This is a genomic window from Acinetobacter sp. S-1 (genome assembly GCF_059579785.1).
In genome coordinates, this window is record NZ_CM184207.1 from 330306 (window position 1) to 353934 (window position 23629).

The 23629-nt window shown below is 39.1% G+C and carries 21 protein-coding genes and 2 pseudogenes; 16 read left to right on the forward strand and 7 right to left on the reverse strand.

Annotated features, from left to right (window positions below; translation table 11 throughout):
* The first annotated feature begins 2 nt into the window (after positions 1–2).
* The 9 genes from AC52J8_RS01575 (at position 3) to AC52J8_RS01615 (ending at position 13522) form a co-directional block, all read left to right on the forward strand.
* Positions 3–872: a hypothetical protein gene (locus AC52J8_RS01575; RefSeq protein WP_086399363.1), complete on the forward strand. Its 870-nt coding sequence runs from the start codon at positions 3–5 to the stop codon at positions 870–872.
* Positions 873–1333: 461 nt separating this feature from the next.
* Positions 1334–5809 (forward strand): glutamate synthase large subunit, encoded by a 4476-nt coding sequence (gene gltB / locus AC52J8_RS01580; RefSeq protein ID WP_171293773.1) that lies wholly within the window; start codon positions 1334–1336, stop codon positions 5807–5809.
* Positions 5810–5878: 69 nt separating this feature from the next.
* Positions 5879–7300 (forward strand): FAD-dependent oxidoreductase, encoded by a 1422-nt coding sequence (locus AC52J8_RS01585; RefSeq protein ID WP_086399361.1) that lies wholly within the window; start codon positions 5879–5881, stop codon positions 7298–7300.
* Positions 7301–7474: 174 nt separating this feature from the next.
* Positions 7475–8362, forward strand: a complete 888-nt coding sequence (locus AC52J8_RS01590; RefSeq protein WP_086399360.1) for a metal-dependent hydrolase — start codon at positions 7475–7477, stop codon at positions 8360–8362.
* A gap of 130 nt (positions 8363–8492) precedes the next feature.
* Complete coding sequence (locus AC52J8_RS01595) at positions 8493–9083, forward strand: LemA family protein (protein ID WP_002117090.1); 591 nt, start codon at positions 8493–8495, stop codon at positions 9081–9083.
* Positions 9084–9107: 24 nt separating this feature from the next.
* Positions 9108–10190 (forward strand): TPM domain-containing protein, encoded by a 1083-nt coding sequence (locus AC52J8_RS01600; RefSeq protein WP_086399359.1) that lies wholly within the window; start codon positions 9108–9110, stop codon positions 10188–10190.
* Positions 10184–10744 carry a TPM domain-containing protein gene (locus tag AC52J8_RS01605; RefSeq protein WP_086399358.1) on the forward strand — a complete coding sequence of 187 codons (561 nt, stop codon included), beginning with the start codon at positions 10184–10186 and terminating at the stop codon, positions 10742–10744. The genes AC52J8_RS01600 and AC52J8_RS01605 overlap by 7 nt, the downstream gene beginning before the upstream one ends.
* Before the next feature lie 349 nt (positions 10745–11093).
* On the forward strand, positions 11094–11603 hold the full coding sequence (locus AC52J8_RS01610) for a pilin (protein WP_000993727.1): 510 nt from the start codon (positions 11094–11096) through the stop codon (positions 11601–11603).
* A gap of 290 nt (positions 11604–11893) precedes the next feature.
* A complete protein-coding gene (locus AC52J8_RS01615) occupies positions 11894–13522 on the forward strand; it encodes a PglL family O-oligosaccharyltransferase (RefSeq protein WP_086399357.1) in 1629 nt (542 codons plus the stop codon).
* A gap of 43 nt (positions 13523–13565) precedes the next feature.
* On the opposite strand, the gene bfr is transcribed toward AC52J8_RS01615, so the two are convergent.
* Complete coding sequence (bfr, locus tag AC52J8_RS01620; protein ID WP_044103194.1) at positions 13566–14030, reverse strand: heteropolymeric bacterioferritin subunit Bfr; 465 nt, start codon at positions 14028–14030, stop codon at positions 13566–13568.
* 243 nt (positions 14031–14273) lie between these two features.
* Positions 14274–14468, reverse strand: a complete 195-nt coding sequence (locus AC52J8_RS01625; protein WP_000289091.1) for a bacterioferritin-associated ferredoxin — start codon at positions 14466–14468, stop codon at positions 14274–14276.
* Positions 14469–14570: 102 nt separating this feature from the next.
* Here AC52J8_RS01625 and AC52J8_RS01630 point away from each other — a divergent pair.
* Positions 14571–14698 (forward strand): annotated as a pseudogene (locus AC52J8_RS01630) (hypothetical protein).
* On the opposite strand, the gene AC52J8_RS01635 reads toward AC52J8_RS01630, so the two are convergent.
* From AC52J8_RS01635 to gmk, 5 genes are all read right to left on the reverse strand, one after another.
* On the reverse strand, positions 14688–15071 hold the full coding sequence (locus AC52J8_RS01635; protein ID WP_002116996.1) for a RidA family protein: 384 nt from the start codon (positions 15069–15071) through the stop codon (positions 14688–14690). The pseudogene AC52J8_RS01630 and the gene AC52J8_RS01635 sit on opposite strands and share 11 nt — an antisense overlap.
* Positions 15072–15217: 146 nt before the next feature.
* A complete protein-coding gene (locus AC52J8_RS01640) occupies positions 15218–17323 on the reverse strand; it encodes a RelA/SpoT family protein (protein ID WP_002116807.1) in 2106 nt (701 codons plus the stop codon).
* Positions 17324–17338: 15 nt separating this feature from the next.
* Positions 17339–17494 (reverse strand): hypothetical protein, encoded by a 156-nt coding sequence (locus AC52J8_RS01645; protein ID WP_014207816.1) that lies wholly within the window; start codon positions 17492–17494, stop codon positions 17339–17341.
* 38 nt (positions 17495–17532) lie between these two features.
* On the reverse strand, positions 17533–17811 hold the full coding sequence (rpoZ, locus tag AC52J8_RS01650) for a DNA-directed RNA polymerase subunit omega (protein WP_002116990.1): 279 nt from the start codon (positions 17809–17811) through the stop codon (positions 17533–17535).
* 72 nt (positions 17812–17883) lie between these two features.
* Positions 17884–18513, reverse strand: a complete 630-nt coding sequence (gene gmk / locus AC52J8_RS01655; protein WP_005804544.1) for a guanylate kinase — start codon at positions 18511–18513, stop codon at positions 17884–17886.
* Between the two features lie 122 nt (positions 18514–18635).
* On the opposite strand from gmk, the gene ispH reads away from it, so the two are divergent.
* The 6 genes and pseudogenes from ispH to AC52J8_RS01685 all read left to right on the forward strand — a co-directional run.
* On the forward strand, positions 18636–19586 hold the full coding sequence (ispH, locus tag AC52J8_RS01660) for a 4-hydroxy-3-methylbut-2-enyl diphosphate reductase (RefSeq protein WP_002116992.1): 951 nt from the start codon (positions 18636–18638) through the stop codon (positions 19584–19586).
* 169 nt (positions 19587–19755) lie between these two features.
* Complete coding sequence (locus AC52J8_RS01665; protein WP_005067119.1) at positions 19756–20229, forward strand: pilus assembly FimT family protein; 474 nt, start codon at positions 19756–19758, stop codon at positions 20227–20229.
* On the forward strand, positions 20223–20783 hold the full coding sequence (gene pilV / locus AC52J8_RS01670) for a type IV pilus modification protein PilV (RefSeq protein ID WP_078210318.1): 561 nt from the start codon (positions 20223–20225) through the stop codon (positions 20781–20783). Before AC52J8_RS01665 ends, pilV begins: the two co-directional genes overlap by 7 nt.
* Positions 20783–21784 (forward strand): PilW family protein, encoded by a 1002-nt coding sequence (locus tag AC52J8_RS01675; RefSeq protein ID WP_005804547.1) that lies wholly within the window; start codon positions 20783–20785, stop codon positions 21782–21784. The genes pilV and AC52J8_RS01675 overlap by 1 nt, the downstream gene beginning before the upstream one ends.
* Positions 21781–22590: a PilX N-terminal domain-containing pilus assembly protein gene (locus AC52J8_RS01680; protein ID WP_068526925.1), complete on the forward strand. Its 810-nt coding sequence runs from the start codon at positions 21781–21783 to the stop codon at positions 22588–22590. Before AC52J8_RS01675 ends, AC52J8_RS01680 begins: the two co-directional genes overlap by 4 nt.
* Positions 22591–22601: 11 nt before the next feature.
* Positions 22602–23294: pseudogene (locus AC52J8_RS01685) on the forward strand (hypothetical protein); the annotation flags it as partial.
* Between the last annotated feature and the right edge of the window lie 335 nt (positions 23295–23629).

The window sequence follows — 23629 nt, forward strand, 5'->3', positions numbered from 1 at the left end:
ACATGACTGTATCACGTACACTTTGGCAGAATGTTCAACAATATATCTGGTTGGTGGGTGGTATCGTCTGCTTGTTGCTGGCTTTTATTTTTTGGGTAATGACCGATAGTAAAAAGCTGGTTGAAGTTGAAAAATCAGCTGATTCAGATGCCCCAGTGCAAATTCAGCCAGAGAAGGTAGCAACAACGGCTAATTTAGGGGCTTTAGCTGATGAAGTTAGACCTCTTGATTTAACAACCCGTACGGTTGCTTCTGGTCAGCATGAGGCAGAGTTCCGCGGTACAAAATTTATTAATGAAAACAAGAAACAATGGACGCTTGAGCTTTTCCGTGCGTCTGATGAAGATATTATTAAAAACTTTTTAAAAAATCGTCCAGAACGGAATAAATTTATCTACTTCCGTTTAAGCGGAGATAAGCAATCTGAACAATATGTTTTGACATATGGTGTATTTAAACGTTCTGAAGATGCAATTCAGCAGTTAACCCAACTTAATCTTGATTTACCTGAATCAATTAAACCTCAACCGCAACAATTTTCGACCTATGCGGCATTAGTCAATGATTTAGGTGCGGATGAAATGAAAGGTGGTATTAGCCAAACTTATGAAGTGCGGTTACGTCCAGCTGCTCTGCCTAAAATTGATGAGTCCTTACTCATAGAAGGCGGTGTGGCTACTCAACCTAAAGTGGCGGCTCCAGCAACAAACTCTACAACTCGTACAACGATTATTCGTCGAGATGCTGAGGGGAATGTTGTAGATGTACATCAGTCTAATTCGGCAGTTGATGTGGCTAAAAAGGCTCAACAGAATCGTACAACAGAGCCTACAGTAAAAAATGCAACAAATGAGGGCACAAGAGGTAATTAATTATAAGGATATATCGCACAAATATGGTGCAATAATAATGGTTATATATATTTTTTGATCACCTGTGGTGCATATTTAGTCATTTATTAAAATGATAACGCGAATAAAATCGATCTATTTTCAATAATTATAAATACTTAATTGCAAAAAATAACATTGGCATAGTTTTTGCTTTATTCTTGTGCTTATTAATGTGCTGTAAACTATTTTAGCGCTCTAAAGAGTAAATTCTATGCAGAGTCGAGGGGTCGAACTGCTTTAAAAGAGTGCGAAATAAGTCAAAACATTTTTCTAGCAAAAACCAGTGTACGTAAAAATGGAACAGCGTATATTGGCTTATCAGCCCAAAAATTTTTTTTGTGAAACATTGAGCTAACTGTCGTCCGTAGGCACTATCGCAAAAAGAAGTTGTTTGTTTGACGCTCGAAAGAGCCTTATTGAAAGAAGGGTACGCTATGCACATGCCATCGCCTAATACTGTAGCTCCCGCTCAAGGTTTATATCAACCTGATGAGTTTAAGGATAACTGTGGTTTTGGACTGATCGCCCATATGAAGGGTGAATCAAGTCATCATCTAGTTGAAACCGCGATTCACAGTTTAAGTTGCATGACGCACCGTGGTGGTATTGCCGCAGATGGCAAGACGGGAGATGGTTGCGGCTTATTATTGGCGATGCCAAAGCAATTTTTCCGTGATGAAGCAAAAAAACTGAGTGATATTACACTGAGTGAAATTTTTGCTGTGGGTACTGTTTTTTTAAATACTGATCCGGCATTAGCGCAACATTCTAAAAATATTTTAACGAAAGAAATCGAGTCAGATGGCCTACGTGTACTGGCTTGGCGTGTTGTCCCTACAAATAACGATGCATTAGGTGAAATTGCGCTTCAATCTTTACCAGCTTTTGAACAGGTCATTGTGAACTGTCCAATGGGCGTAACTGAAGTTGAATTTAACCGTAAATTATTCTTGGCACGTCGTCGTGCAGAACAACAATTACAAAATGATCCGTCATTCTATGTGACTACGCTTTGTTCGACAGTAATCAGCTATAAAGGCTTGATGATGCCGGCTGCAATTGCTGAGTTCTATACAGACTTAGCAGATGAGCGCTTAAAATCACATATCGTGGTATTCCACCAACGCTTCTCTACTAATACATTACCGCGTTGGCCGTTGGCTCAACCATTCCGTTACCTTGCTCATAATGGTGAAATCAACACAATTACAGCAAACCGTAACTGGGCGTTGGCGCGTACTCCTAAATTTGAAAACCCATTATTACCGGGTCTTACTGAGCTTAACCCAATCGTTAACCGTACAGGTTCGGACTCTTCAAGCTTAGATAACATGCTTGAGATCTTAGTAGGTGGTGGTATGGATTTATTCCGTGCCTTACGTATGCTCGTACCACCAGCTTGGCAAAACGTAGAAACTTTAGATGCAGACTTACGCGCATTCTATGAGTTCAACTCTAAACACATGGAAGCTTGGGATGGCCCAGCAGGTCTCGTTATTCAAGATGGCCGTCATGCAATCTGTATGCTTGACCGTAACGGTTTGCGTCCTGCGCGTTGGGTAATTACCAAAAATGATTACATTACCTTGGCATCTGAAATCGGTGTTTGGGGTTATGAGCCTGAAGATGTAGTTTCTAAAGGTCGTGTAGGTCCTGGCCAAATTTTGGTAGTTGATACCTTAACAGGCAAAGTACTTGATACTAAAGATGTTAGTACACATTTGAAAAACATGCGTCCGTACCGTGAGTGGTTGCGTGATCATGCGATTCGTTTAAATGCAAACCCAGAACTTGAAGAGCAATTAGTCGATAAAGGCTTAACTGGCGATGCTTTAAAAGCGGCTCAAAAAATGTTTATGGTGACATTTGAAGAGCGTGATCAATTGCTACGTCCTATTGCTGAAAGTGGACAAGAAGCTGTTGGTTCTATGGGTGATGATACCCCAATGGCTGTATTGTCTCGTCAAGTACGCCACGTAACAGATTACTTCCGTCAACAGTTTGCTCAAGTGACAAACCCGCCAATTGACCCGCTACGTGAGTCAATTGTAATGTCGCTTGAAACCTGTTTAGGTCGTGAGCAGAATGTATTTGAGCAAGGCCCTGAGCATGCTGATCGTATCATCATCTCTAGCCCTGTATTGTCAAATTCAAAAATGCAGCAAATCCGTAGCATTGAGCGTCCGGGTTATGAAGCAGTTGATATCAATTTAAACTATGCCGAAGAAGAGGGTTTGCAAGCTGCGATCACGCGTATCTGTGAAGAAGCGGCGCAAGCGGTTCGTGATGGTAAAACTTTAATTGTTTTAACTGATAAAAATATCCGCCAAGGTTTATTACCTGCAAACGCAGCACTTGCAACAGGTGCGGTACATCATTACCTCATTAAAACTGGCTTGCGTACTGATGCAAACATCATGGTTGAAACTGGTTTTGCACGTGATCCGCATCAATTTGCGGTATTACTTGGTTTTGGTGCAACCGCAGTTTACCCATATCTTGCATATGATGTGATCAATGATTTGATCGCTAAAGGTGAGCTTTTAGGTGACCCAATTCATGCGCAAGCAAACTTCCGTAAAGGTATTGAGAAAGGCTTATTAAAAGTTCTTTCAAAAATGGGTATCTCTACAGTTGCTTCTTATCGTGGCGGTCAGCTTTTTGAAGCAGTAGGTTTATCATCAGAAGTGGTAGATCAGTGCTTCTTAGGTGTTCCAAGCCGTATTCAGGGTGCAACATTTGCTGACCTTGAAAAAGACCAGAAAAAATTAGCAGCGACAGCTTGGTCAAATCGTAAGCCAATTGATCAAGGTGGTTTACTTAAATTTGTATTTGATAAAGAGTACCATGCGTTCAACCCAGATGTGATTAACGCATTACACAAAGCCGTTCGCTCTGGTAAATACGAAGACTTTAAAGAATATGCTGAGTTGGTGAATCACCGTCCAGTAGCGACTATTCGTGACTTATTTAAGTTAAAAACAACGAACTCAATTCCAGTTGAATCGGTTGAATCAGTTGAAGATATCTTGCCTCGTTTTGACTCGGCAGGTATGTCTTTAGGTGCTCTTTCTCCAGAAGCACATGAAGCAATTGCAATCGCGATGAATACGATTGGCGGTCGTTCAAACTCTGGTGAAGGCGGTGAAGATCCTGTTCGTTACGGAACAATTCGTAACTCGAAAATCAAACAGATCGCATCTGGTCGTTTTGGTGTAACTCCTGCATACCTAACTTCTGCTGAAGTATTGCAAATTAAAGTTGCTCAGGGTGCAAAACCAGGTGAGGGCGGGCAGTTACCAGGTGGTAAAGTAAATGGTTTAATTGCACGTTTACGTTACTCGGTACCGGGTGTAACGTTAATTTCACCTCCACCCCACCATGACATTTACTCAATCGAAGATTTGTCTCAGTTAATTTTTGACTTGAAGCAAGTTAACCCGAAAGCAATGGTATCTGTGAAATTGGTATCTGAGCCGGGTGTAGGAACAATTGCAGCAGGTGTTGCTAAAGCATATGCGGACTTCATTACTATTTCTGGTTATGACGGTGGTACGGCGGCATCTCCACTTTCTTCAATTCACCATGCAGGTTCTCCATGGGAATTGGGTCTTAGCGAGGCGCATCAAGCACTTCGTGTAAACGACTTACGTGGAAAAGTACGTGTACAAACTGATGGTGGTTTAAAAACTGGTCTTGATGTGATCAAGGCAGCAATTTTAGGCGCGGAAAGTTTCGGCTTTGGTTCAACACCAATGATCGCTCTAGGTTGTAAATACCTCCGTATTTGTCACTTAAATAACTGTGCAACCGGTGTTGCAACTCAACAAGATCATTTACGTCAAGAGCACTATATTGGGGAGCCAGAAATGCTCATCAACTTCTTCCACTTTATTGCGGAAGAAACTCGTGAATGGTTGGCTGCATTAGGTGTTTCTTCATTGAAAGACTTAATTGGTCGTGTTGATTTGCTTGAAGTATTACCAGGTGAAACTGAAAAACATGCTCACCTTGATTTAAGTGCTCTGTTAACTTCTCATCCTTCTGCTGAAGGTAAAGCACAATACTGTCAAGTAGAAGGTAATGCACCATTTGATAAAGGTATATTGGCTGAGAGAATGGTCGCTGAAATGCTTCCTGCAATTGAGTCAAGCGCTGGTGGTCAGTTCAACTTCAACGTCGTGAACTGTGACCGCTCAATTGGTGCTCGTGTTTCGGGTGAAATTGCTCGTCGCTACGGCAACTTGGGTATGGAAGCACATCCAGTTGTAATGAACTTAACTGGTACAGCTGGTCAGTCTCTTGGTGTTTGGAATGCTGGTGGTTTACACATCCGTCTTGAAGGTGATGCAAACGACTATGTAGGTAAAGGTATGGCGGGTGGTCGTATTTCGATTTTCCCACCACAAGGTTCGCCTTTCCAAACACAAAACACAGCAATTATTGGTAATACCTGTTTGTATGGTGCGACTGGCGGTAAGCTTTTTGCAGCAGGTACAGCGGGTGAGCGTTTTGCAGTTCGTAACTCTGGCGCATTTGCTGTAATCGAAGGTGCGGGTGATCACTGCTGTGAATACATGACAGGTGGTGTTGTGACTGTACTTGGTAAAGTAGGCCATAACTTTGGTGCGGGCATGACTGGTGGTTTTGCTTATGTACTTGACCTCGATAATGACTTCGTAGATTACTACAACCACGAGTTAATTGATTTAAATCGTATTTCAACAGAATCTATGGAAGATCATAAAGAGTTCTTGTTGCGTATTATCGATGAGCATATCAAAGAAACTGGTAGTGCTTGGGCTTATAAAATCCGCAATGAGTTCGATTTCTACAGCCGTAAATTCTGGCTTGTGAAACCAAAAGCTGCTAATTTGCAAACGCTTTTGAAAACAACACAAGCTGACCCACAATAATTCCACGACTGCAAAGACATAGGCAGGTGCGGGCAACAAGGAAATCCGCGCCTACCCACGGAGAGAGACATGGCAGAACGCCTAAATAATGACTTTCAATTTCTGGATGTACCACGCCAAGATCCAGAGAAAAAAGATATTACTGTCCGCAAAGCAGAATTTGTGGAAATTTATAAACCTTTTACATCGGAAACTGTCACTAATCAGACTCACCGTTGTTTAGGCTGTGGTAACCCATATTGTGAATGGAAATGTCCTGTACATAACTACATTCCAAACTGGTTAAAACTGATCGCTGAAGGCCAAATTTTCCAAGCTGCTGAGCTTTGTCATCAAACCAACACACTACCTGAGGTATGTGGTCGCGTATGCCCACAAGACCGTTTGTGTGAAGGTGCTTGTACCTTAAATGATGGTTTTGGTGCAGTAACCATTGGTAATGCTGAGAAATATATCAATGACACAGCTTTTGCTTTAGGCTGGCGTCCAGATATGTCAGGCGTAAAATGGACTGACAAAAAAGTTGCAATTATTGGTGCGGGTCCTGCTGGTTTAGGCTGTGCGGATATTCTAGCTCGTGGCGGCGTTAAACCAGTTGTATTTGATAAGCGTCCTGAAATTGGTGGCTTACTTACATTCGGTATTCCAGAATTTAAAATGGAAAAAGATGTAATGAAACGCCGTCGTGAAATTTTCACAGGTATGGGCATCGAATTCCGTTTAAATACTGAAATTGGTAAAGACATCACGATTGATGAATTACTTGCAGAATATGATGCGGTATTCATGGGTATGGGAACTTATACCTACATGAAAGGTGGTTTCCCAGGTGAAGATCTTGATGGTGTTTATGATGCACTTGATTTCTTAATCTCTAACGTGAACCGTTGCCAAGGTTGGGAAAAAGATCCAAGTGAATACATTAGCTTAGATGGTAAAAAAGTGATTGTTCTAGGTGGTGGTGATACCGCTATGGACTGTAACCGTACTTCTTTACGCCAAGGTGCTCACGATGTAACTTGTGCATACCGTCGTGATGAAAGCAACATGCCAGGTTCTGCGCGCGAAGTAAAAAATGCCTATGAAGAGGGCGTTAAATTCCTGTTCAATCGTCAACCGGTCGAAATTGTTGGTGAAAATGGCAAGGTGACAGGCGTAAAAGTAGTAACGACACAAATGGGTGAACCAGATAGTCGTGGCCGCCGTAGTCCTGAGCCAATCCCAGGTTCTGAAGAAGTATTACCAGCTGATGCAGTTTTACTTGCTTTCGGTTTCCGCCCAAGCCCAGCAGACTGGTTTGCTAATGTGAATATTAATCTTGATGGTTCAGGCCGTGTTGTTGCAGCTGAAAAGCAAGAATTCAAATTCCAGACATCAAACCCGAAAATCTTTGCTGGTGGTGATATGGTACGTGGCTCAGACCTTGTCGTGACTGCGATCTGGGAAGGTCGTCAAGCTGCCGAAGGCATTTTGGATTATCTTGGTGTTTAATAAATTAATTTGTTAAATAACTGAAAAAAAGCCTACGTCAAGTAGGCTTTTTTATTGTCTACCATTAGTCACTTTGATGTTTTTGGCAAATATAATAAGCTTTTTTGCCCTTTTTAGCGTTTAAAGCTCGCGACATACTCGAAACTTCCTTCTTCAATACAGTGGGTGTTGAATATGAACATCGCAGGTATGACGGCAGAAAAATCATATTTAAATCGTCGAAAAGCGTTGGGTATTACAGTGCGTCGTCTTGAATTTAATCCAAAGGCGATTAAGCGGCACTATTTTGCAAATTCACCCCTCATGTCGCATTTTTTAACTGCACTCTCATCAACATTTCCTGTAGGAGAGCAGTTTTTTGTAAATAGCGTCCGTAATGTGCGTGATAAAGTCTCAGATCCTCAGCTACAAGCACAAATTGCAGCGTTTATCGGACAAGAGGCCATGCATTCCAAAGCACATGGTGAGTTTAATGAAGCTTGGCGACGGGATAATTATAATCTGGACAGTTTTCAAAATTGGCTAAATGAGCGCGATAAATATTTAAGAACAATTCCACCTAAGCTGCAATTGGCACTCACCTGTGCATTTGAACATTTCACTGCTTTACTCGGGGGATATGTTTTACAACATCCAGAGTTATTAAAAACCCTAGATGAAGATGCGCTAAAACTTTGGGTATGGCATGCGATTGAAGAAATTGAACACCGTTCGGTTGCATTTGATGTTTATCAACATGTATATGGTGATGATCGTATCCGTCGCTTACTCATGCGTAGCGTCACTACTGGATTTGCGAGTCTCGCTTTTTATGGGACAACTCGTTTATTTTGGCAAGATAAATGGAATAGCTTACCTAAAATTGGGGGTAATTTATTTGGATTATATTTGCTGATGAAGATGCTTGTTCAGTTAATGCCGGAATACTTCGCATATTACAAAAAAGACTTTCATCCGAGTCAAAAAGATTATGGCAGGATGGTTAATTATTGGAAAAGCTCTTTAGCAGAAGAATATCAAATGGCAAGTTTTGAACAAGAAAAAGATCAGCGATTGAGCTAATAGATAACCGGATTTAAAAGTCCGGTTTTTTTAAATCAATAAAATAAAAGCAACACAATAATGCCTAATTCATCATACAATCAGGTAAAGAGGTTAAAAATATAAAGAAAAACTTGAGGATAATGTGACGATGAAAACGTTGAAACAATTTGCAATCGCAACAACACTTGCCAGTACCTTACTGTTTTCGGGATGTGGCTATAACACTCTACAAGTAAAAGATGAGGCTGTAACAGCAGCGTGGTCTGAAGTACAGAACCAATATCAACGTCGATCAGATTTGGTACCAAACCTTGTAAACGTCGTTAAAGGCTATGCTAAGCACGAAGAGCAAGTATTAACCGAAGTAACTCAGGCACGTTCTAATGTTGCAGGTTTAAAAGTTGATAAAGAAGTTTTAGAAGATCCGGCTTTACTTGAAAAATATCAACAGGCTCAAAGTCAATTAACAGGGGCATTATCTCGACTCATTGCTGTTTCGGAAAATTACCCAGATTTGAAGGCCAATACTCAATTCCAAGAATTACAAGTTCAGCTTGAAGGTACTGAAAACCGTATTGCTGTTGCACGTAATCGTTATATTACAACAGTACAAGACTATAACTCATATGTGCGTCAGTTCCCGCAGGCAGTAACAGCAAAAGTAATTGGTATGCATCCAAAAGCCAATTTCTCTGCAGAAGCATCTGCACAACAGGCTCCAAAAGTTTCTTTTGATTAATTTTATAAATCAAAGGAGTGCCGTATGAGAAATACTCTATTGCTTCAATCAAAGCAAATTAAGGTCTTTATCTCGACCTTAATTTTGCTCTGTTGTGGTGTTCTTTTTCAGAATACGGCATGGAGTGAAACTAATATTGCAACTGCTACCGATGAGGCTGATGCAATAGTTGCTGGCAAAATTATTCAAAAGCAACAAACTCAAGCTGCTGCAACTAAAATAGAGGGGCAAGCTGCTTCAAGTCTTGCTCCTCAAGTCCAATTTACTAATGATATGGCTGATGGGGAATCAATTCGTGGTTTGCCAACTTTAAACCAGCCTGTTATTGATCAAGCCAATATCTTAAGCGAGGCTGAGAAGCAGCAACTTAATCAAAAAATTCTAAGTTTATACCAACAAGGCAAAGCGCAGATTGGTATTGTGATTGTTCCTACCACTGGCCAAGAAGATATCTTTGATTATGCGTTACGTGTTGGTGAAAAGTGGCAATTGGGATCATCTAAACGTGATAATGGATTACTCATTGCAGTCGCTGTAAATGACCGCCGTATACAAATACTAACTGGTTATGGCCTAGAAGGTGTGTTGCCAGATATTGTGGCAAGTCGGATCATTCGAAACCAAATTACACCTTATTTTAAACAAGCCCAATATGCACAAGGTTTGAGTGCAGGTATCGATGAAATCGGAAGAATTTTAAATCTTGACCCAGAAGTAGCACAGCAAGCTGCTCAAGATTTAAAAGAACGTCAGCATCAAGCTGCAGAAGAACAGCAAGCCAAGCAGACAACGCTGACAATGGCTTTATTTATTCTTGTTGCTGGAATTGTGGGTTCATTTATTGTCGGTCGTCCGCTTAGTGCATCTACAGCTGGTGTTGCTGCTGCAGTAGCAGGATTCGTAAATGGAGCAGGGCTAGTCACTAGCTTACTACTTGGTTTTGGTATTTTCTTTTTACTCATTACATCAATTGCCCAATTTATTTTACAGGCCATTCTGAGTGGTTCTGGTGGCGGTGGACGTGGAGGAGGCTTCGGCGGAGGTGGCGGAGGCTATGGTGGCGGCGGAGGCCGTTTTGGCGGTGGAGGTGCTTCAGGCTCATGGTAACAACATCAGAAACAACACAAATTATTACTCAACCAAAAATTGAGGAATCTGTAGAGCCAAGCATAAAACGTTGGTTTAAACATCTATGCTATTTACCTGCTAGTAGTCGTTATTTTTCAAAACAAGATAAGCAAGCTATTGCCGATGCTGTACAACAGGCAGAACATGGCCATGTTGGAGAAATACAGGTTGTAATTGAAGGCCATATTCCAGTATCACAAGCCTACAGACAAAATACGCGTTTAAGAGCACAGCAATTATTTGCAGAATTAGGTGTTTGGGATACTGCATTAAATAGTGGTGTATTGTTATACCTAAATTTATGTGAGCGAACAGTAGAAATTATATTTGATCGTGGTATTAGAAATGCGACTAACGATCAAGTCTGGCAACAGATTTGTGAAGCAATAGTACAGAAGCTTAAACAAAAAAAATATCAACAAGCTGTAGTGATGGGCGTACAACAAATTGGAGAGGTGATGTCACGGTTTTATGACGAAAACATGCCTGATCAATCCAATGAATTAGAAAATACTCCGATTATTCTTAATTGATTTGCCTTGTCGCATTCCTACATTAGTTAAGTTTCATAATTTTTACTTTTAAAGATGACTGACAAAAAATGTCACCTACTTATTTATTTCTAAAGAGATTTTGTTCACATAAATAAATATAAACTTTGAATTGTGTATTTTATTTTTTTTAATACGTGAAGTGTTTTTATAAAAAGTTATATGACAATTTTTGTCAATTACTTACACCGATTTAATATTTAAGAATAATGGGGTCTGATATAAGTATTTGTTTTTTAATTAAAATAAAAGTTGGCATGGATGCTGCAATATAGTTGATAGCTGAAAAAGCTTATATAAAAACATACATACAATCTTTGGGGAAAAGGCTATGAATGCACAAAAAGGTTTTACATTAATTGAGCTTATGATCGTGGTTGCCATTATTGGTATTTTGGCAGCAATCGCGATTCCACAGTATCAGAACTATGTTGGTCGTTCAAATGTGGCAGCTGCAGTACAAACATTGACATCAAACAAAACTGGTTTAGAAAATTACGTAATGGAAAATGGCTTCTTCCCCGATGGAAAAACAGCAGAACAGGCAGAAGTGAAAACGAATGGGGTGGTTACAACACCATTCATCCCTGATCAGCGTTTAAAAGAAGGGATTGGTATTGTTCAGCCATCTTTCGGTACGATTGAGCTTCAACAGAAATCAACAACGGCTGGTACTGGTAACATTGTTATTACTTTCAATACAGGTAATCCGGGTATTAAAGGTAATAAAGTTCAATTGCATCGTGCAGAAGATGGTACATGGACTTGTGAAACAACAATTGATGCTAAATATGCAGCTAAGTCCTGTTCAAAGGTTTCAGCATTAACAGCTGCGTCATAAGTTACTTTTTAAGAAAAAATGCACTCAATTAGAGTGCATTTTTTTAATTAAAAAGATTATTAGATATTTTCTTATGTATTTTTTAGGACATAGATACTACTCCAAATTATATATTGAAATTTTATAAAATAAATACAATAGTAAAAATTTAAACCAATGATAAAAATTATTTAAGTTTATTGTCATATGAACAAGTTTCTAAATGGAACGGAAAGATATAAATGGAAACGAATTCTTCCTCCTCTCTTCCATGTATAATTCTTTCCAGTTTTGGTCTCTAACCTCTCACTATGCAAGTATTCTTCCTATTCCTCGCTGCAATTCTGTTAGGTTTTGCATGGTTGTCTCCATTTCACTATAGCCCTTGGGTTATGTTTTCGAGTGAAGTGAGTACTTTTGGGGCTGGATTATGCGTATTAGTCGCTCTAAATCAGCAAAATATTAAAATTCCTAGAGCACAACTATTGTTGCTGCCATTTACTTTAATTCCGATAGCACAGTGGGGCTTTGGCCTAGTTTTTGATTTAAGTACAGCCTTATTAAGTTCATTTTACTTATTAGGTTTTTGGTTTATGGTCTTGGCTGGCTACAACCTATCTTTAGATCAAAAAAAGAGAGATCAAATTTTTTCAAGTTTTAGCTTATTAGTAATTATTATATCGCTATTAACTAGTCTTATAGCAATTTTTCAATGGTTGAATATTGAATCACATTTAATTTATATCCTTCATCTGATTGGTAACCGTCCTTACGGAAATTTTGGTCAACCCAACAACATGGCAACATTCTTAATTATTGGGTTGTTAGGATGTTTATACTTATATGAAAAGAATAAAGTAAAACTTTGGTTGTTATTGCCTTCAGCACTGATTATTTTGTTCACAATTGCTCTAAGTCAATCACGAACATCATGGATCGTTTTTCCATTCTTATTCATTTACTGGATACTTAAACAATTTGGGAAACAAAAAAGATTTGGAGTTTTTCAAGGTTTTTTGTGGTGCGTCGGTTTTTTCGTAATGGCTGGTGTAATTCTACCATTTGCTACTAATTTAATTGAAGCCTGGTCAAGTACTGATGTAACCGAAGCAAGTAGTTTGGTTGAAAGAGCAAGCTCTGGTTATTTGCGTTTTAATATCTGGTCACAAATGTTGCTTGCTGTACAGCAGCACCCTTGGTTAGGTTATGGTTGGAATCAAACCAGTGTGGCACAAATGACGGTTTATCATGCTTTCCCAACAGGAGAGTGGACGACTAGTGCTCATAATGTGCTGCTCGATTTAATTATCTGGAATGGTATTCCACTGGGTACTGTAATCATTACCTACTTTACTTGCTGGTTTATTTGGTTAAACCAACAAGCTAAAAATACCATCTCAATTATTGCAATTATGATGGTATGTACAGTACTTATTCATGCCATGCTAGAGTTTCCACAGCGCTATGCTTATTTCTTACTTACTTGTGGATTCCTACTGGGTATTGTACAAGCACAAACTACTGTACTTAAGGGAATTATCCTCAACAAACATCTTCTTCGATTATCATGGGTTGTAAGTTTATTGCTTATTATTGCAATTCTACGTGATTACAATGTCTATGTTCTGAATAGTAATTTGCTTTTTAATAATAAACGTCCAAACGCTGAATTTATGGGAAGCGGTAAAATTTTTGTTTTAACGCAGTTTGAGCAGCGTTTAAAGTGGATTGAACTTAATCCCCAAAATGTTTTATCTGAAGGTGATTTGATTGAATGGGCAAATTTTATAAAGAATAAGCCTACTCCATATAACTTACGTAAATACGCAAAATTGCTCGCTTACAATGGGAAACTAGAGCAGGCACAACAGCAGATATTTATTTTGCAGCATCTCTATAGACAGAAAATAACGCTATCGGAATTACTAAAAGAGAAGTAATAAAAAAAATCCCCTTAAGTATAAGGGGATTTTTTATGAGAAATTACATTTGGCTTTGGATATAATTTTCAATACCAACATTGCCAATAAGATCAATTTGAGTTTCTAGCCAGTCCCAATATTCTTCTTCTTTTTCTAGAATTTCTTGAACAAGGTCACGAGTGACATAATCTTGCTCTGTTTCAGCTAAAGCAACCGCTTTTTGAATTGCTTCTATATTTTCTTTTACTTTACGAATGTCACAGTGCAGAACTTCTTCTGTGTGTTGACCAATATAAAGCTTACCTAAATGTTGAAGGTTAGGTAGTCCTTCTAAAAATAAAATACGTTCAATGATTTTATCTGCATGCTTCATTTGACGAATTGATTCTTTATATTCAGCAGAGCCAAGCTGCTCAATTCCCCAGTCATTAAACATGCGTGAATGTAAAAAGTATTGATTAATTGCAGTTAAATGATGATACAGCACTTGGTTAAGCTGATTAATGACATCACGATTGCCTTTCATTGTAGCTACTCCAAAACAATTTCTGCCTCAAACTTAATTAAGGCAATCTATAAATCCATTTTAGTGAACAATCATGGAGATGGCGAGTAATTTATGGAACAGCAAATGAAAATCGCAATCAAAAACAACACAATATTAAAAAGGAGGTTTTTATGTCAAAAAAAACCGCTTGAATGAGGAACTATAAAGGTTCCGCAAAAAGCGGTGGAGGAGTCAATAAATTTTGTTAAATATTAATTTTTATTATGCAGCTACAGAAATGCGAGCAGCGATTTCTGCTAATTCTTCGCTAATAATAGCGCGAGCTTCTGGTGCACAGCGTCCACAGCATGTACCAAGATCAAGCAAATCGCGAATTTCACGATAGCTTTCAGCGCCATTTTCAATAGCGTCTTTAATATCCTGATCGGTAATGCCACGACACAAGCAAACGTACATGGGAGTGATCCCCAAATATAAATGCGATAATTGATATTATTGATAATTATTATCGTTTGTCAATGAAATTCATTTAAAATCTCATTTATCATTATTGGGATTTTGGATAAAAAAATACCACCTAAGCGGAAATCTAAAAAGAATTTAGATTTTTATGCCAAGGTGGTTCGTTTTTTAAAAACTAAATATTTAAAATTGGATAGTTTGAAAATTTATATCTTATTGATTAATAATTACAATTCCGTCCATTTCCACTAATGCACCTTTTGGCAAGCTTGCTACACCAAGAGCTGCACGTGCAGGGTAGGGCTGAGCAAAATATTCACCCATAATTTGGTTTACGAGTTGGAAATTTGATAGATCAGTTAAAAAAATATTGAGCTTAGCAATATCTGCAAGTGAACCACCAGCAGCTTCACAAACTGCTTTTAAATTATCAAATACACGACGAATTTGAGCTTCAATACCTTCTACAAGTTCCATACTGTATGGGTCTAAACCAATTTGCCCTGAAAGATATAGCGTATTGTCTACTAAAATAGCTTGAGAGTATGTGCCGATAGCAGCAGGGGCATTTTCAGTATGAATGACTTGGCGGGACATTTGGTTCTCCTTGATTAAATCTATTTCCATCATAATCGATGATAGCTTTGGACAAAAGTATCATCGATTTAATTGATTAAGTGAATTTGGAAAGTTTGATTTTGTTAAGGAAACAAAAATTTATAACCAATAGTCTCTATAAAGATTTAACTTACTTTTGAAATTTCCATTTGTGGAGCAGGAGCGTCTAAACGTTCAATCCGTGGGAAACCATAGTGCATGCGTAAATCACGAATGACTTTTGCAATATGTTTACGGTTATTCACTACAATATTCACAAAAGTTCTTTGCTCATTTGAGTGAACCATCTCTACCCCAGCGTTATTTTTACGACATTGATAGATTAGGTCTGATACTTGTTCATCATTCATTGCCATATAAATAGCGAGGTAGGCTGTAAAACGTACATCATCTACATCATCTGCTTTCCATTGAAGCGGCATGATATTTTCAGGATGTAAATGTTGTTCATGTAATAAGTTATGACAGCGAATTCGATGCACAATTAACCCTCGACGTGTTAAATGTCCTTGAATTGGATCGCCTAAAATTGGATTGCAACAGTGTGCATATTTAACGTCGACTCCTTCCGTACTTTGAATAAGTCGATCTGAGTTTTCTACTTGCGGATGTTTGTCATGAGCAAACAGGTGGTTTGCTACAAGTTGAGGTAGTAAATCGCCAACCGCAATTTGTTCAAACAATGTATTTTTATTATCGATGTGACGCCATTGCAATAGATCTAACCAGTCAGCTTCAGAAAGATCATTGATTGATCGATTAAAAAGTTTCAATGCTCGAGAAAGGGCTTGTGCACCAACTAGACGTTGTTCTTCGATATCTTGATCTTTAAGCACATGCTGTAATGCACGACGCGCTTTTTGCGTATTAATAAAGCTTAGCCAGTCTGGGTTTGGTGTCGCTAAAACATCCGTAATAATTTCGATAACCTGACCACTAACTAGTGGGGTAGAGAGTGGTTTAATCTCTCCATCGACTTTTGCACCAACTGCATGGTTACCTAAAAATAAACTTGCTGAATAAGCAAAATCAACTACGGTAGCGCCTTGTGGTAGCTCATGCAGTTGGCCATGAGGCGTATATACCCAGATTTTTTCTTGATGTAGATAATCCAGCAAATCATTAAAAGTTGTTTTAGCACATTCGCCGTCAATCAATGTATTTAAGTTCTGCATTGAAGCCTGAATGGCAGAGCGGCAAGTTTGCGGTGCATTTTCACCTAAAACCACCCCAAAACGGGCAGCTTTACGCATGAGCTCGGTTTGAATGGTAAGAGATAGTGTTGTTTTTTCGCCTTTAAGCTTTATCAGTAAAGACTGATTACCGCCAGGTAGTGGGCGACGAATATGATCTTGGTACTGGATAACCTGAAAGTTTTCTCTTAATGCTTCTTCTAAGCGGTCACAGTCGGCAATGCTTTGTAGAACAATTTCAAAAGCATGACTATGGGTAAGCTCTTGGAGATCCATCTCGTTTTTAACGAAGTGGCGTAATAATTCGATATTGTTATTTTTCTTTTTAATACGGCCTTGAATATGATAATTATGCAGAAGTTCAGCGAGGTTTTGTTCCCAAATACTTTGATATTTACAGCGTTCTGGCTTTGTCTGTAGCAGAGCATTCTGAACGTTATCAAACATATCAAGGTCAAGGTTTTGATAGCAGAGATTCTCTAGATTATCGCCCATTTCATTCATGCCGACTAATCTTGCCATCGGTACAAATATATCAAAAGTTTCTTGAGCGATACGGGCTCGTTTATCTGGGCGTAAAGCACCTAGAGTTGTCATATTATGATAGCGATCTGCTAATTTAATAATGATGACACGTGGATCTTGTAAGGTCGCTTGCAGAATTTTTCGGAATGAAGCTGCTTTATTGTATTCTTTATCGCTTGATTGGCTAAGTTTAGTTACACCGTCGACTAGCTCTGCAACGGTTAGGCCAAACTTCTCAATAATATCTTCTTTTGTATATTGAGTATCTTCAATAACATCATGCAAAAGTGCTGCCATTAAAGTTTCAGCATCTAAACGCATGTTTGCAAGAATACAGCTTACAGCAATCGGATGCAGAATATAGGGTTCGCCACTTTTACGCGTAATGCCAGTGTGCGCTAGATCGGCAAAATCGCAGGCAGCAAGCACTTTTTCGACTTCGCTTACCGATAAGTAAGGGTCGATAATTAATTTGAGCTGTTGCTTGGCTTGGCTGACCTCTTCGCCTGGCATAAATCACCCTTTTTCCTATTGCTGAAAAACTAAATCTATCTGCTTCTTAATGAAAAGCATATTGCGGAACTTGTCAATTTTTTCATTTGAAAAAGTGTATTTTTTTTTCAATGAAAATAATTGCTTTTCCCAATATGTTTGAATATGGCGCAAAGCCAAATAAAAAACCATCGCAGAAAAACGATGGTTTTTTTATGAAACAGGGTGAATTAGAAAGAAAAACCTTCTAAATTCAAGCTGTTTGTAGAAAGGGCAAGATCAAGACTAGAAGTTTGGTAATCTTGCTCACGTTGTTTAAGAATTTCTTTCGTAACGTGCCCTGCCGCGATTTCGCGCAAAGAAACTACAGTCGGTTTGTCGTTATCCCATTCTACAGTTGGCTCCATGCCTTGACGTGCCAATTGACGAGCACGTTTACTTGCAACGAGCACAAGCTCAAAACGGTTGTCTACATGATCTAAACAATCTTCAACGGTGACGCGTGCCATAAAAGTTCTCGTTTTGGAATGGTGAATTTGAACAGACTAAATAGTATAAAAGGCTTTCGATCTAGACTCAAGTTATTCCTGTTTTGGTTGAGGAGTAATCAAGTCCTGAATTAAAGCTTGATGACGTTTTGCTTGCTGAGATAGCACCAAACGGTTTGCTGTAATTACAGCTTCAAGCTCATGTAAGGCTTTATTAAAATCATCATTAATAATGATGTAATCAAAGTTCGTGTAGTGCTGCATATCTTCTACTGCACAGCTTAAACGATGCTCAATGACTTCAACTGAGTCAGTGCCGCGATTAGATAAACGCTGACGTAGATCAAATTGAGTTGGAGGTAAAATAAATATTTGCTTGGATTCAGGGAAAAGCTTGCGGACTTGTTCTGCACCTTGCCAATCAATTTCAAGTAAGACATCGTGTCCTTGAGCTAACTGTTGTTTTACCGTAGCTTGAGAAGTGCCATAGTAGTTACCAAATACTTCAGCGTATTCGATAAAACCATCATGGTTGACTTGGTCTAGAAATTCATCTTTTGTAGTGAAGTGATAGTGAACACCATCTAACTCACCGGGACGTTGACCTCGGGTTGTATGTGAGACTGAAACATGTAAATTGCTCACACGGTCAAGCAGGGCTTTCACCAAAGATGTTTTGCCCGTTCCTGATGCAGCAGAAACGACAAACAATAGACCCGACATGATATTTTTCCTGATATGATAAAATATCTTCGCTATTGTAGTGTACCGTGCGTTTAAACTGAATAGTTTTAATTGCAAATATTCAAGAGAAATTCCCCTGTTTTATTAATTTTGAGGCTGTTATGGAAATTGTGTTAGCTAATCCGCGTGGTTTTTGTGCCGGTGTTGATCGAGCCATAGCAATCGTCAATCGGGCTTTAGAATGTTTCAATCCTCCTATTTATGTACGTCATGAAGTTGTACACAATAAATTTGTGGTAGATGACCTGCGTCAAAGAGGGGCTGTTTTCGTTGATGAGCTGGACCAAGTGCCAGATGATTCTATTGTAATTTTCAGTGCGCATGGTGTTTCAAAAGCAGTTCAGCAAGAAGCAGAGCGTCGAGGCTTAAAAGTTTTCGATGCGACTTGTCCATTGGTGACTAAAGTACATATTGAAGTGACTAAATATGCGCGTGAAGGTACTGAAGCTATTTTAATTGGTCATGAAGGGCACCCGGAAGTCGAAGGTACAATGGGGCAATATGACAAATTAAAAGGCGGTGATATTTATCTGGTTGAAGATGAAGAAGATGTTGCTGCACTTACCGTACGACATCCTGAAAAACTTGCTTTCGTAACACAAACAACGCTTTCTATTGATGATACAGCTAAAGTTATTGATGCTTTGCGTGCAAAATTTCCGCATATTCAAGGTCCGCGTAAAGATGATATTTGCTACGCAACTCAAAACAGACAAGATGCTGTGCGTGATTTAGCTGAAAAGTGTGATGTGGTTTTAGTTGTAGGTTCACCTAACTCATCAAACTCAAATCGATTACGTGAGCTTGCAGAGCGTATGGGTAAAGCCGCTTACCTTGTAGATAATGCTGATCAGTTAGAGCAGTCATGGTTCAATGAGACATGTAAAATTGGTGTTACTGCTGGTGCCTCTGCGCCAGAAATTTTGATTAAACAAGTGATTCAACGTTTACAAGATTGGGGTGCTCAAGCACCGAAAGAATTAGATGGGCGTGAAGAGAACATAACTTTTAGTCTTCCTAAAGAATTACGCATTCATGTGACTCAAGCGTAAAGTGTGATGTATTTAACATACTGATTTTAAAAATTTAAACAGATAATTGTTGATATGACAGTTATCTGTTTTTTTATACCCTTTATCTGCTTTGTATTTGTTTTGTAAACATAAGACGTAAAATTTAATTAATAAATAAAAAATTTTAAAGTTTATTTGGGGTGTGGGGATGAGGGGAATTATTCCGCAAGACGGGTTCACCTTGGTTGAGCTTATGGTGACGATTGCGGTCATGGCTATTATCGCGATGATGGCTGCACCATCTATGTCGAATTTATTAGAAAGCAAACGACTAGATGGAAATCAACGAGATCTAATCAATACTTTATCGGAAGCAAAGAGCCAAGCCATACTTGGTCGACAAGACGTTTCTATTAATCTGAATTCAACAGCTTTAAATACTCCCACTTCCTTGAATTGGAAAGCTGATTCCAATAACAGTCTTGAACTTAAAAATATCGCTGCTGATGGTACGCAGAGTTCATTAACAGCGACGACTTTAACTTTTAATGCGAATGGGGTAATAACCAATATCACCCAAGACACACTTTTATCTATCTGTAATTCAAAAATAAATAAAAAGAAAATTCTTATTTTAACAAAGCTTGGCACATTAATTTTTAAAGCTGAGGAGACATGTTAATGCAGGGTTCTAAACAAAAAGCTCAAGTCGGGGTGGGTTTATTAGAAGTGTTGGTTGCCTTAATTTTAATTGCGATAGGGGTTTTAGGATATGTTGCCTTGCAAGTTCGGGCTATGGATGCTTCTTCAGAGGCATTAAGCAAATCTCAAGCGATTATGATCATGAGAGGATTAGCAGAAAACATTCGCGTAAATAGTTCTCAAGCTAGTCAGTATCCCGCATTTGTCCGTAGTTATAGCAATTATTCATCTACCACCGCAGCTCCTACGTTGTGTTTCAATACAGCTTGTACACCTTCTCAGCTTGCCCAATTTGATGCATATCAAGCAGCAAAAAATGCTGATCAACTTGGCATGAAAATCACAATGACAAATTGCCCAGGGGTTACAAGCACGATGGCCCAGCAGAGGCAATGTCTTTTTGTTTTTTGGGGAAAAACCGCTCCAGTAATTACAACAAATGAGGGAGTCACGAGCGCGGATGTGTCGAGCTGTATGAGTACAAATGGTGTTTATGTCAATAATTCGAACTGTTTAATGATGGAGGCATATTAATGGCTCACTCATTTGTATTATGGAAACAACGAGGCTTTACATTAATTGAGCTGATGGTTGCATTGGCTTTAGGTCTAATTTTAGTAGCCGCGGCAACTCAATTATTTATTGGTGGACTTCTATCAAGTCGTCTACAAAAAGCAAATGCTGAAATACAAGATAGCGGTATTTTTGGCTTGGAATATATTGCCCGTGATATACGCCTTCTAAATTATGGAAATGTAACCAACCCAATATTAACTGATACGACCCCTTGGGGCGGTGTTGTATTAACTGCTTCAACTGCAACCAATAACAACAATGTTAATTTTGTCCCTAACGTTGGAACAAATACTTATATTGCTGACACATTACTTAGTCGTGGTGCAGGGGATACGGTGAGTACTGTGAGTAATCACTGGAAAGGTCTTTCAAATATACAGAACAGTTCAGATGCTGCTGTGCAAAGTGATCAGCTGACTATCCAATTTATTGCACCTACGAATATGACCAATTGTGAAGGTGTAAATGTACTTGCAGGTGATTTAATTGTAGAGCGTTATTTTTTACGTCTGGATAGCAATGGTAGTTCCCAGCAAGATTATGCACTTGCATGTGATGCAAATACTCCCTCTGCTGTAGCCACAGCTCAACCGACCACTGTTGCTGGGTTAGGCGACGCTGGTCAAATTGTATTGCCGCGTATTGATCATTTCCATGTGCTGTTTGGTGCAAAAAATGCGGCTGGCAATTTTGCTTATTATACCATTCCCCAATATCGCGCTGCTGCACAGGCTGCCCGAGATGCCACGCCATCTGTGATGCCGCCACGAATTCTTTCAATACAAATATCTGTATTAGCGCGCTCTACTAATAATGCCCAAAGCAAAGCAATAGATCCTGAGCAATCTTTTTTTATGTTAGATCAAACCGTACATGCTTCTGATAATACAACTCGATTCTTACGCCGCACTTATAACTTAACAATTGCTCTACGCAACGCGATGGGGGAAAGTCTATGACCCATTTAATTCATAAAAGTAGATCTAAGGAAAAAGGGGCAACCCTTATTGTTGTGCTTATTATTTTATTGATTGTTATTTCTGTAGGTGTTTTAGCAATAAGAGTGGCTATTGTTTCTTTAAAAGTTGCTACCAATAGTCAAGTGAGCCAATTAAATTTTCAGTCATCTGACACACCTTTAGAACTCATTGTGCAGATGAATCCTACCACCCTAACTAATATTACCAATGTGATTGGTGCCGCGCTTAAAGAGCATGAAAGTAATCCTGGTGCGGAATACAACTTTTGTTATAAGCCTGTTTCTACAGCAACAAATTTTGCTCAGACCAGAGGCGCAAGTTTACTTCGAGCAGGAAGTGCTAATAATGCGGTTGTTGAAGATGGCGGAGTGGCGGGTTTCTGCGATTTAACAAGTGACTATGGTAGTAATCGTCAAGCAGTGGTTACCCAAGTTGCTGTAAGTGTTCCAACAGATGCTGCTAGCGATATTCCTGGCTCAAATTTACCACGAGGAACAAACACCTCGGAAGGTACGCAACTACCTAAAAGCATGTTGTCTACACAACGTATTCGAGTGATTACAACTGCTTTTTTGCCAGCCTATGCATCTACCTCTATTGAAACTTTACAAAGCGATTGCTTAAGCACAAGTTCGGCAAAAATTAGCGACAATTTTGATACCGCATTAACGGCTAAACAAACATTGGCGGAGTGTTTGGCAAATCATAACGTGCCTTTTAGTACTCAAGTTCAAGAATTTAACTATACCAATAAACTCACTCAAATTACGGCACCAGGTTCATAACGGGGAATATCGTGAAACTAAAATTGAAGAATTTTAAGCCAAATAATTTATGGTATGCCATCTGTTCGAGTTCGGTTGCTTTTACATGGCTAATGACAAGCTCCGTGGTGCAGGCGAGTGATTTACAAATTTATGCTTCACCTACAGCGGGTAAAAAAACCATTGTGATGATGTTGGATACCTCCGGTTCAATGGGGGTAAATAGTAGTAGTAATTCAATTAATGCAGATTATGGAGTGTGTTCAGATCGTACAACTGTGCAAACTGATAGTGGAGGGAGCGGGTCGTATACATATTCCAGAACGTACTGCTCGGTGGCTTATTCGACTTCAACTTCGTCGAATTATCAAAGATTAAAGGACAAGTGTTACAATCCTAATAAAAATGCTGATGGTAGTTATAGCGCTCGAACAGATTCCTTGAAATGCTATGATCGAATATCAAGGCTAAAGGATGGTATGTTTGCATTTTTGGATAGTAATAACTCCAGCTTAACAAATGTCCGGGTGGGATTGGGTCATTATTCCGTCAATGGGTCAGGAAATGCAGGAAAGATATTAGTACCAGCCGCTACTCTTGGTGCTACTAATTCAACCCAAAGGAATGCTATACGTACAGCTGTGATGGGGCTGACTGCAAGTGGAGGAACACCTACAGCCGCTGCATATGCTGAAGCAGCTGCATATTTGATGGGAACAACAACTAACGCACCAGTACAAATTGCAGTTGATGTTTATAGAAAGGAAGAAACAAGAAGTATAAGTAGTTATCAATGTCCTAGCAGCAGCTATCCTTATTTGAGAACCAATGTGGCACCGCCGCTTTGCTATGAAAGATATGAGTCTTGGAGATCTCAACCATATCGAGGTAATAGTACCGAAGCTATACCAGTATATGGTCCTATTATAACTACTTACTATAGATGTGATAGCTTGAATGCTACAGATTTTAGTAATGAAATACAGACTTGTCGTTTTAATGGTTGGGTTTCTTTAGGGGGAACGGCTCCATCTAATCTTGCTCAAGATGGTTATTATAC

Coding starts and splice junctions, on each gene's coding strand:
- AC52J8_RS01640 (WP_002116807.1), bottom strand. CDS start 17,323: ATGCCAGGCGAAGAGGTCAGCCAAGCCAAGCAACAGCTCAAATTAATT.
- AC52J8_RS01610 (WP_000993727.1), top strand. CDS start 11,094: ATGAATGCACAAAAAGGTTTTACATTAATTGAGCTTATGATCGTGGTT.
- AC52J8_RS01575 (WP_086399363.1), top strand. CDS start 3: ATGACTGTATCACGTACACTTTGGCAGAATGTTCAACAATATATCTGG.
- AC52J8_RS01675 (WP_005804547.1), top strand. CDS start 20,783: ATGGCTCACTCATTTGTATTATGGAAACAACGAGGCTTTACATTAATT.
- gmk (WP_005804544.1), bottom strand. CDS start 18,513: ATGTCGGGTCTATTGTTTGTCGTTTCTGCTGCATCAGGAACGGGCAAA.
- AC52J8_RS01600 (WP_086399359.1), top strand. CDS start 9,108: ATGAGAAATACTCTATTGCTTCAATCAAAGCAAATTAAGGTCTTTATC.
- AC52J8_RS01605 (WP_086399358.1), top strand. CDS start 10,184: ATGGTAACAACATCAGAAACAACACAAATTATTACTCAACCAAAAATT.
- ispH (WP_002116992.1), top strand. CDS start 18,636: ATGGAAATTGTGTTAGCTAATCCGCGTGGTTTTTGTGCCGGTGTTGAT.
- AC52J8_RS01635 (WP_002116996.1), bottom strand. CDS start 15,071: ATGTCCCGCCAAGTCATTCATACTGAAAATGCCCCTGCTGCTATCGGC.
- AC52J8_RS01645 (WP_014207816.1), bottom strand. CDS start 17,494: ATGGTTTTTTATTTGGCTTTGCGCCATATTCAAACATATTGGGAAAAG.
- pilV (WP_078210318.1), top strand. CDS start 20,223: ATGTTAATGCAGGGTTCTAAACAAAAAGCTCAAGTCGGGGTGGGTTTA.
- AC52J8_RS01625 (WP_000289091.1), bottom strand. CDS start 14,468: ATGTACGTTTGCTTGTGTCGTGGCATTACCGATCAGGATATTAAAGAC.
- AC52J8_RS01595 (WP_002117090.1), top strand. CDS start 8,493: ATGAAAACGTTGAAACAATTTGCAATCGCAACAACACTTGCCAGTACC.
- gltB (WP_171293773.1), top strand. CDS start 1,334: ATGCCATCGCCTAATACTGTAGCTCCCGCTCAAGGTTTATATCAACCT.
- AC52J8_RS01615 (WP_086399357.1), top strand. CDS start 11,894: ATGCAAGTATTCTTCCTATTCCTCGCTGCAATTCTGTTAGGTTTTGCA.
- rpoZ (WP_002116990.1), bottom strand. CDS start 17,811: ATGGCACGCGTCACCGTTGAAGATTGTTTAGATCATGTAGACAACCGT.
- AC52J8_RS01665 (WP_005067119.1), top strand. CDS start 19,756: ATGAGGGGAATTATTCCGCAAGACGGGTTCACCTTGGTTGAGCTTATG.
- AC52J8_RS01585 (WP_086399361.1), top strand. CDS start 5,879: ATGGCAGAACGCCTAAATAATGACTTTCAATTTCTGGATGTACCACGC.
- AC52J8_RS01680 (WP_068526925.1), top strand. CDS start 21,781: ATGACCCATTTAATTCATAAAAGTAGATCTAAGGAAAAAGGGGCAACC.
- AC52J8_RS01590 (WP_086399360.1), top strand. CDS start 7,475: ATGAACATCGCAGGTATGACGGCAGAAAAATCATATTTAAATCGTCGA.
- bfr (WP_044103194.1), bottom strand. CDS start 14,030: ATGAAAGGCAATCGTGATGTCATTAATCAGCTTAACCAAGTGCTGTAT.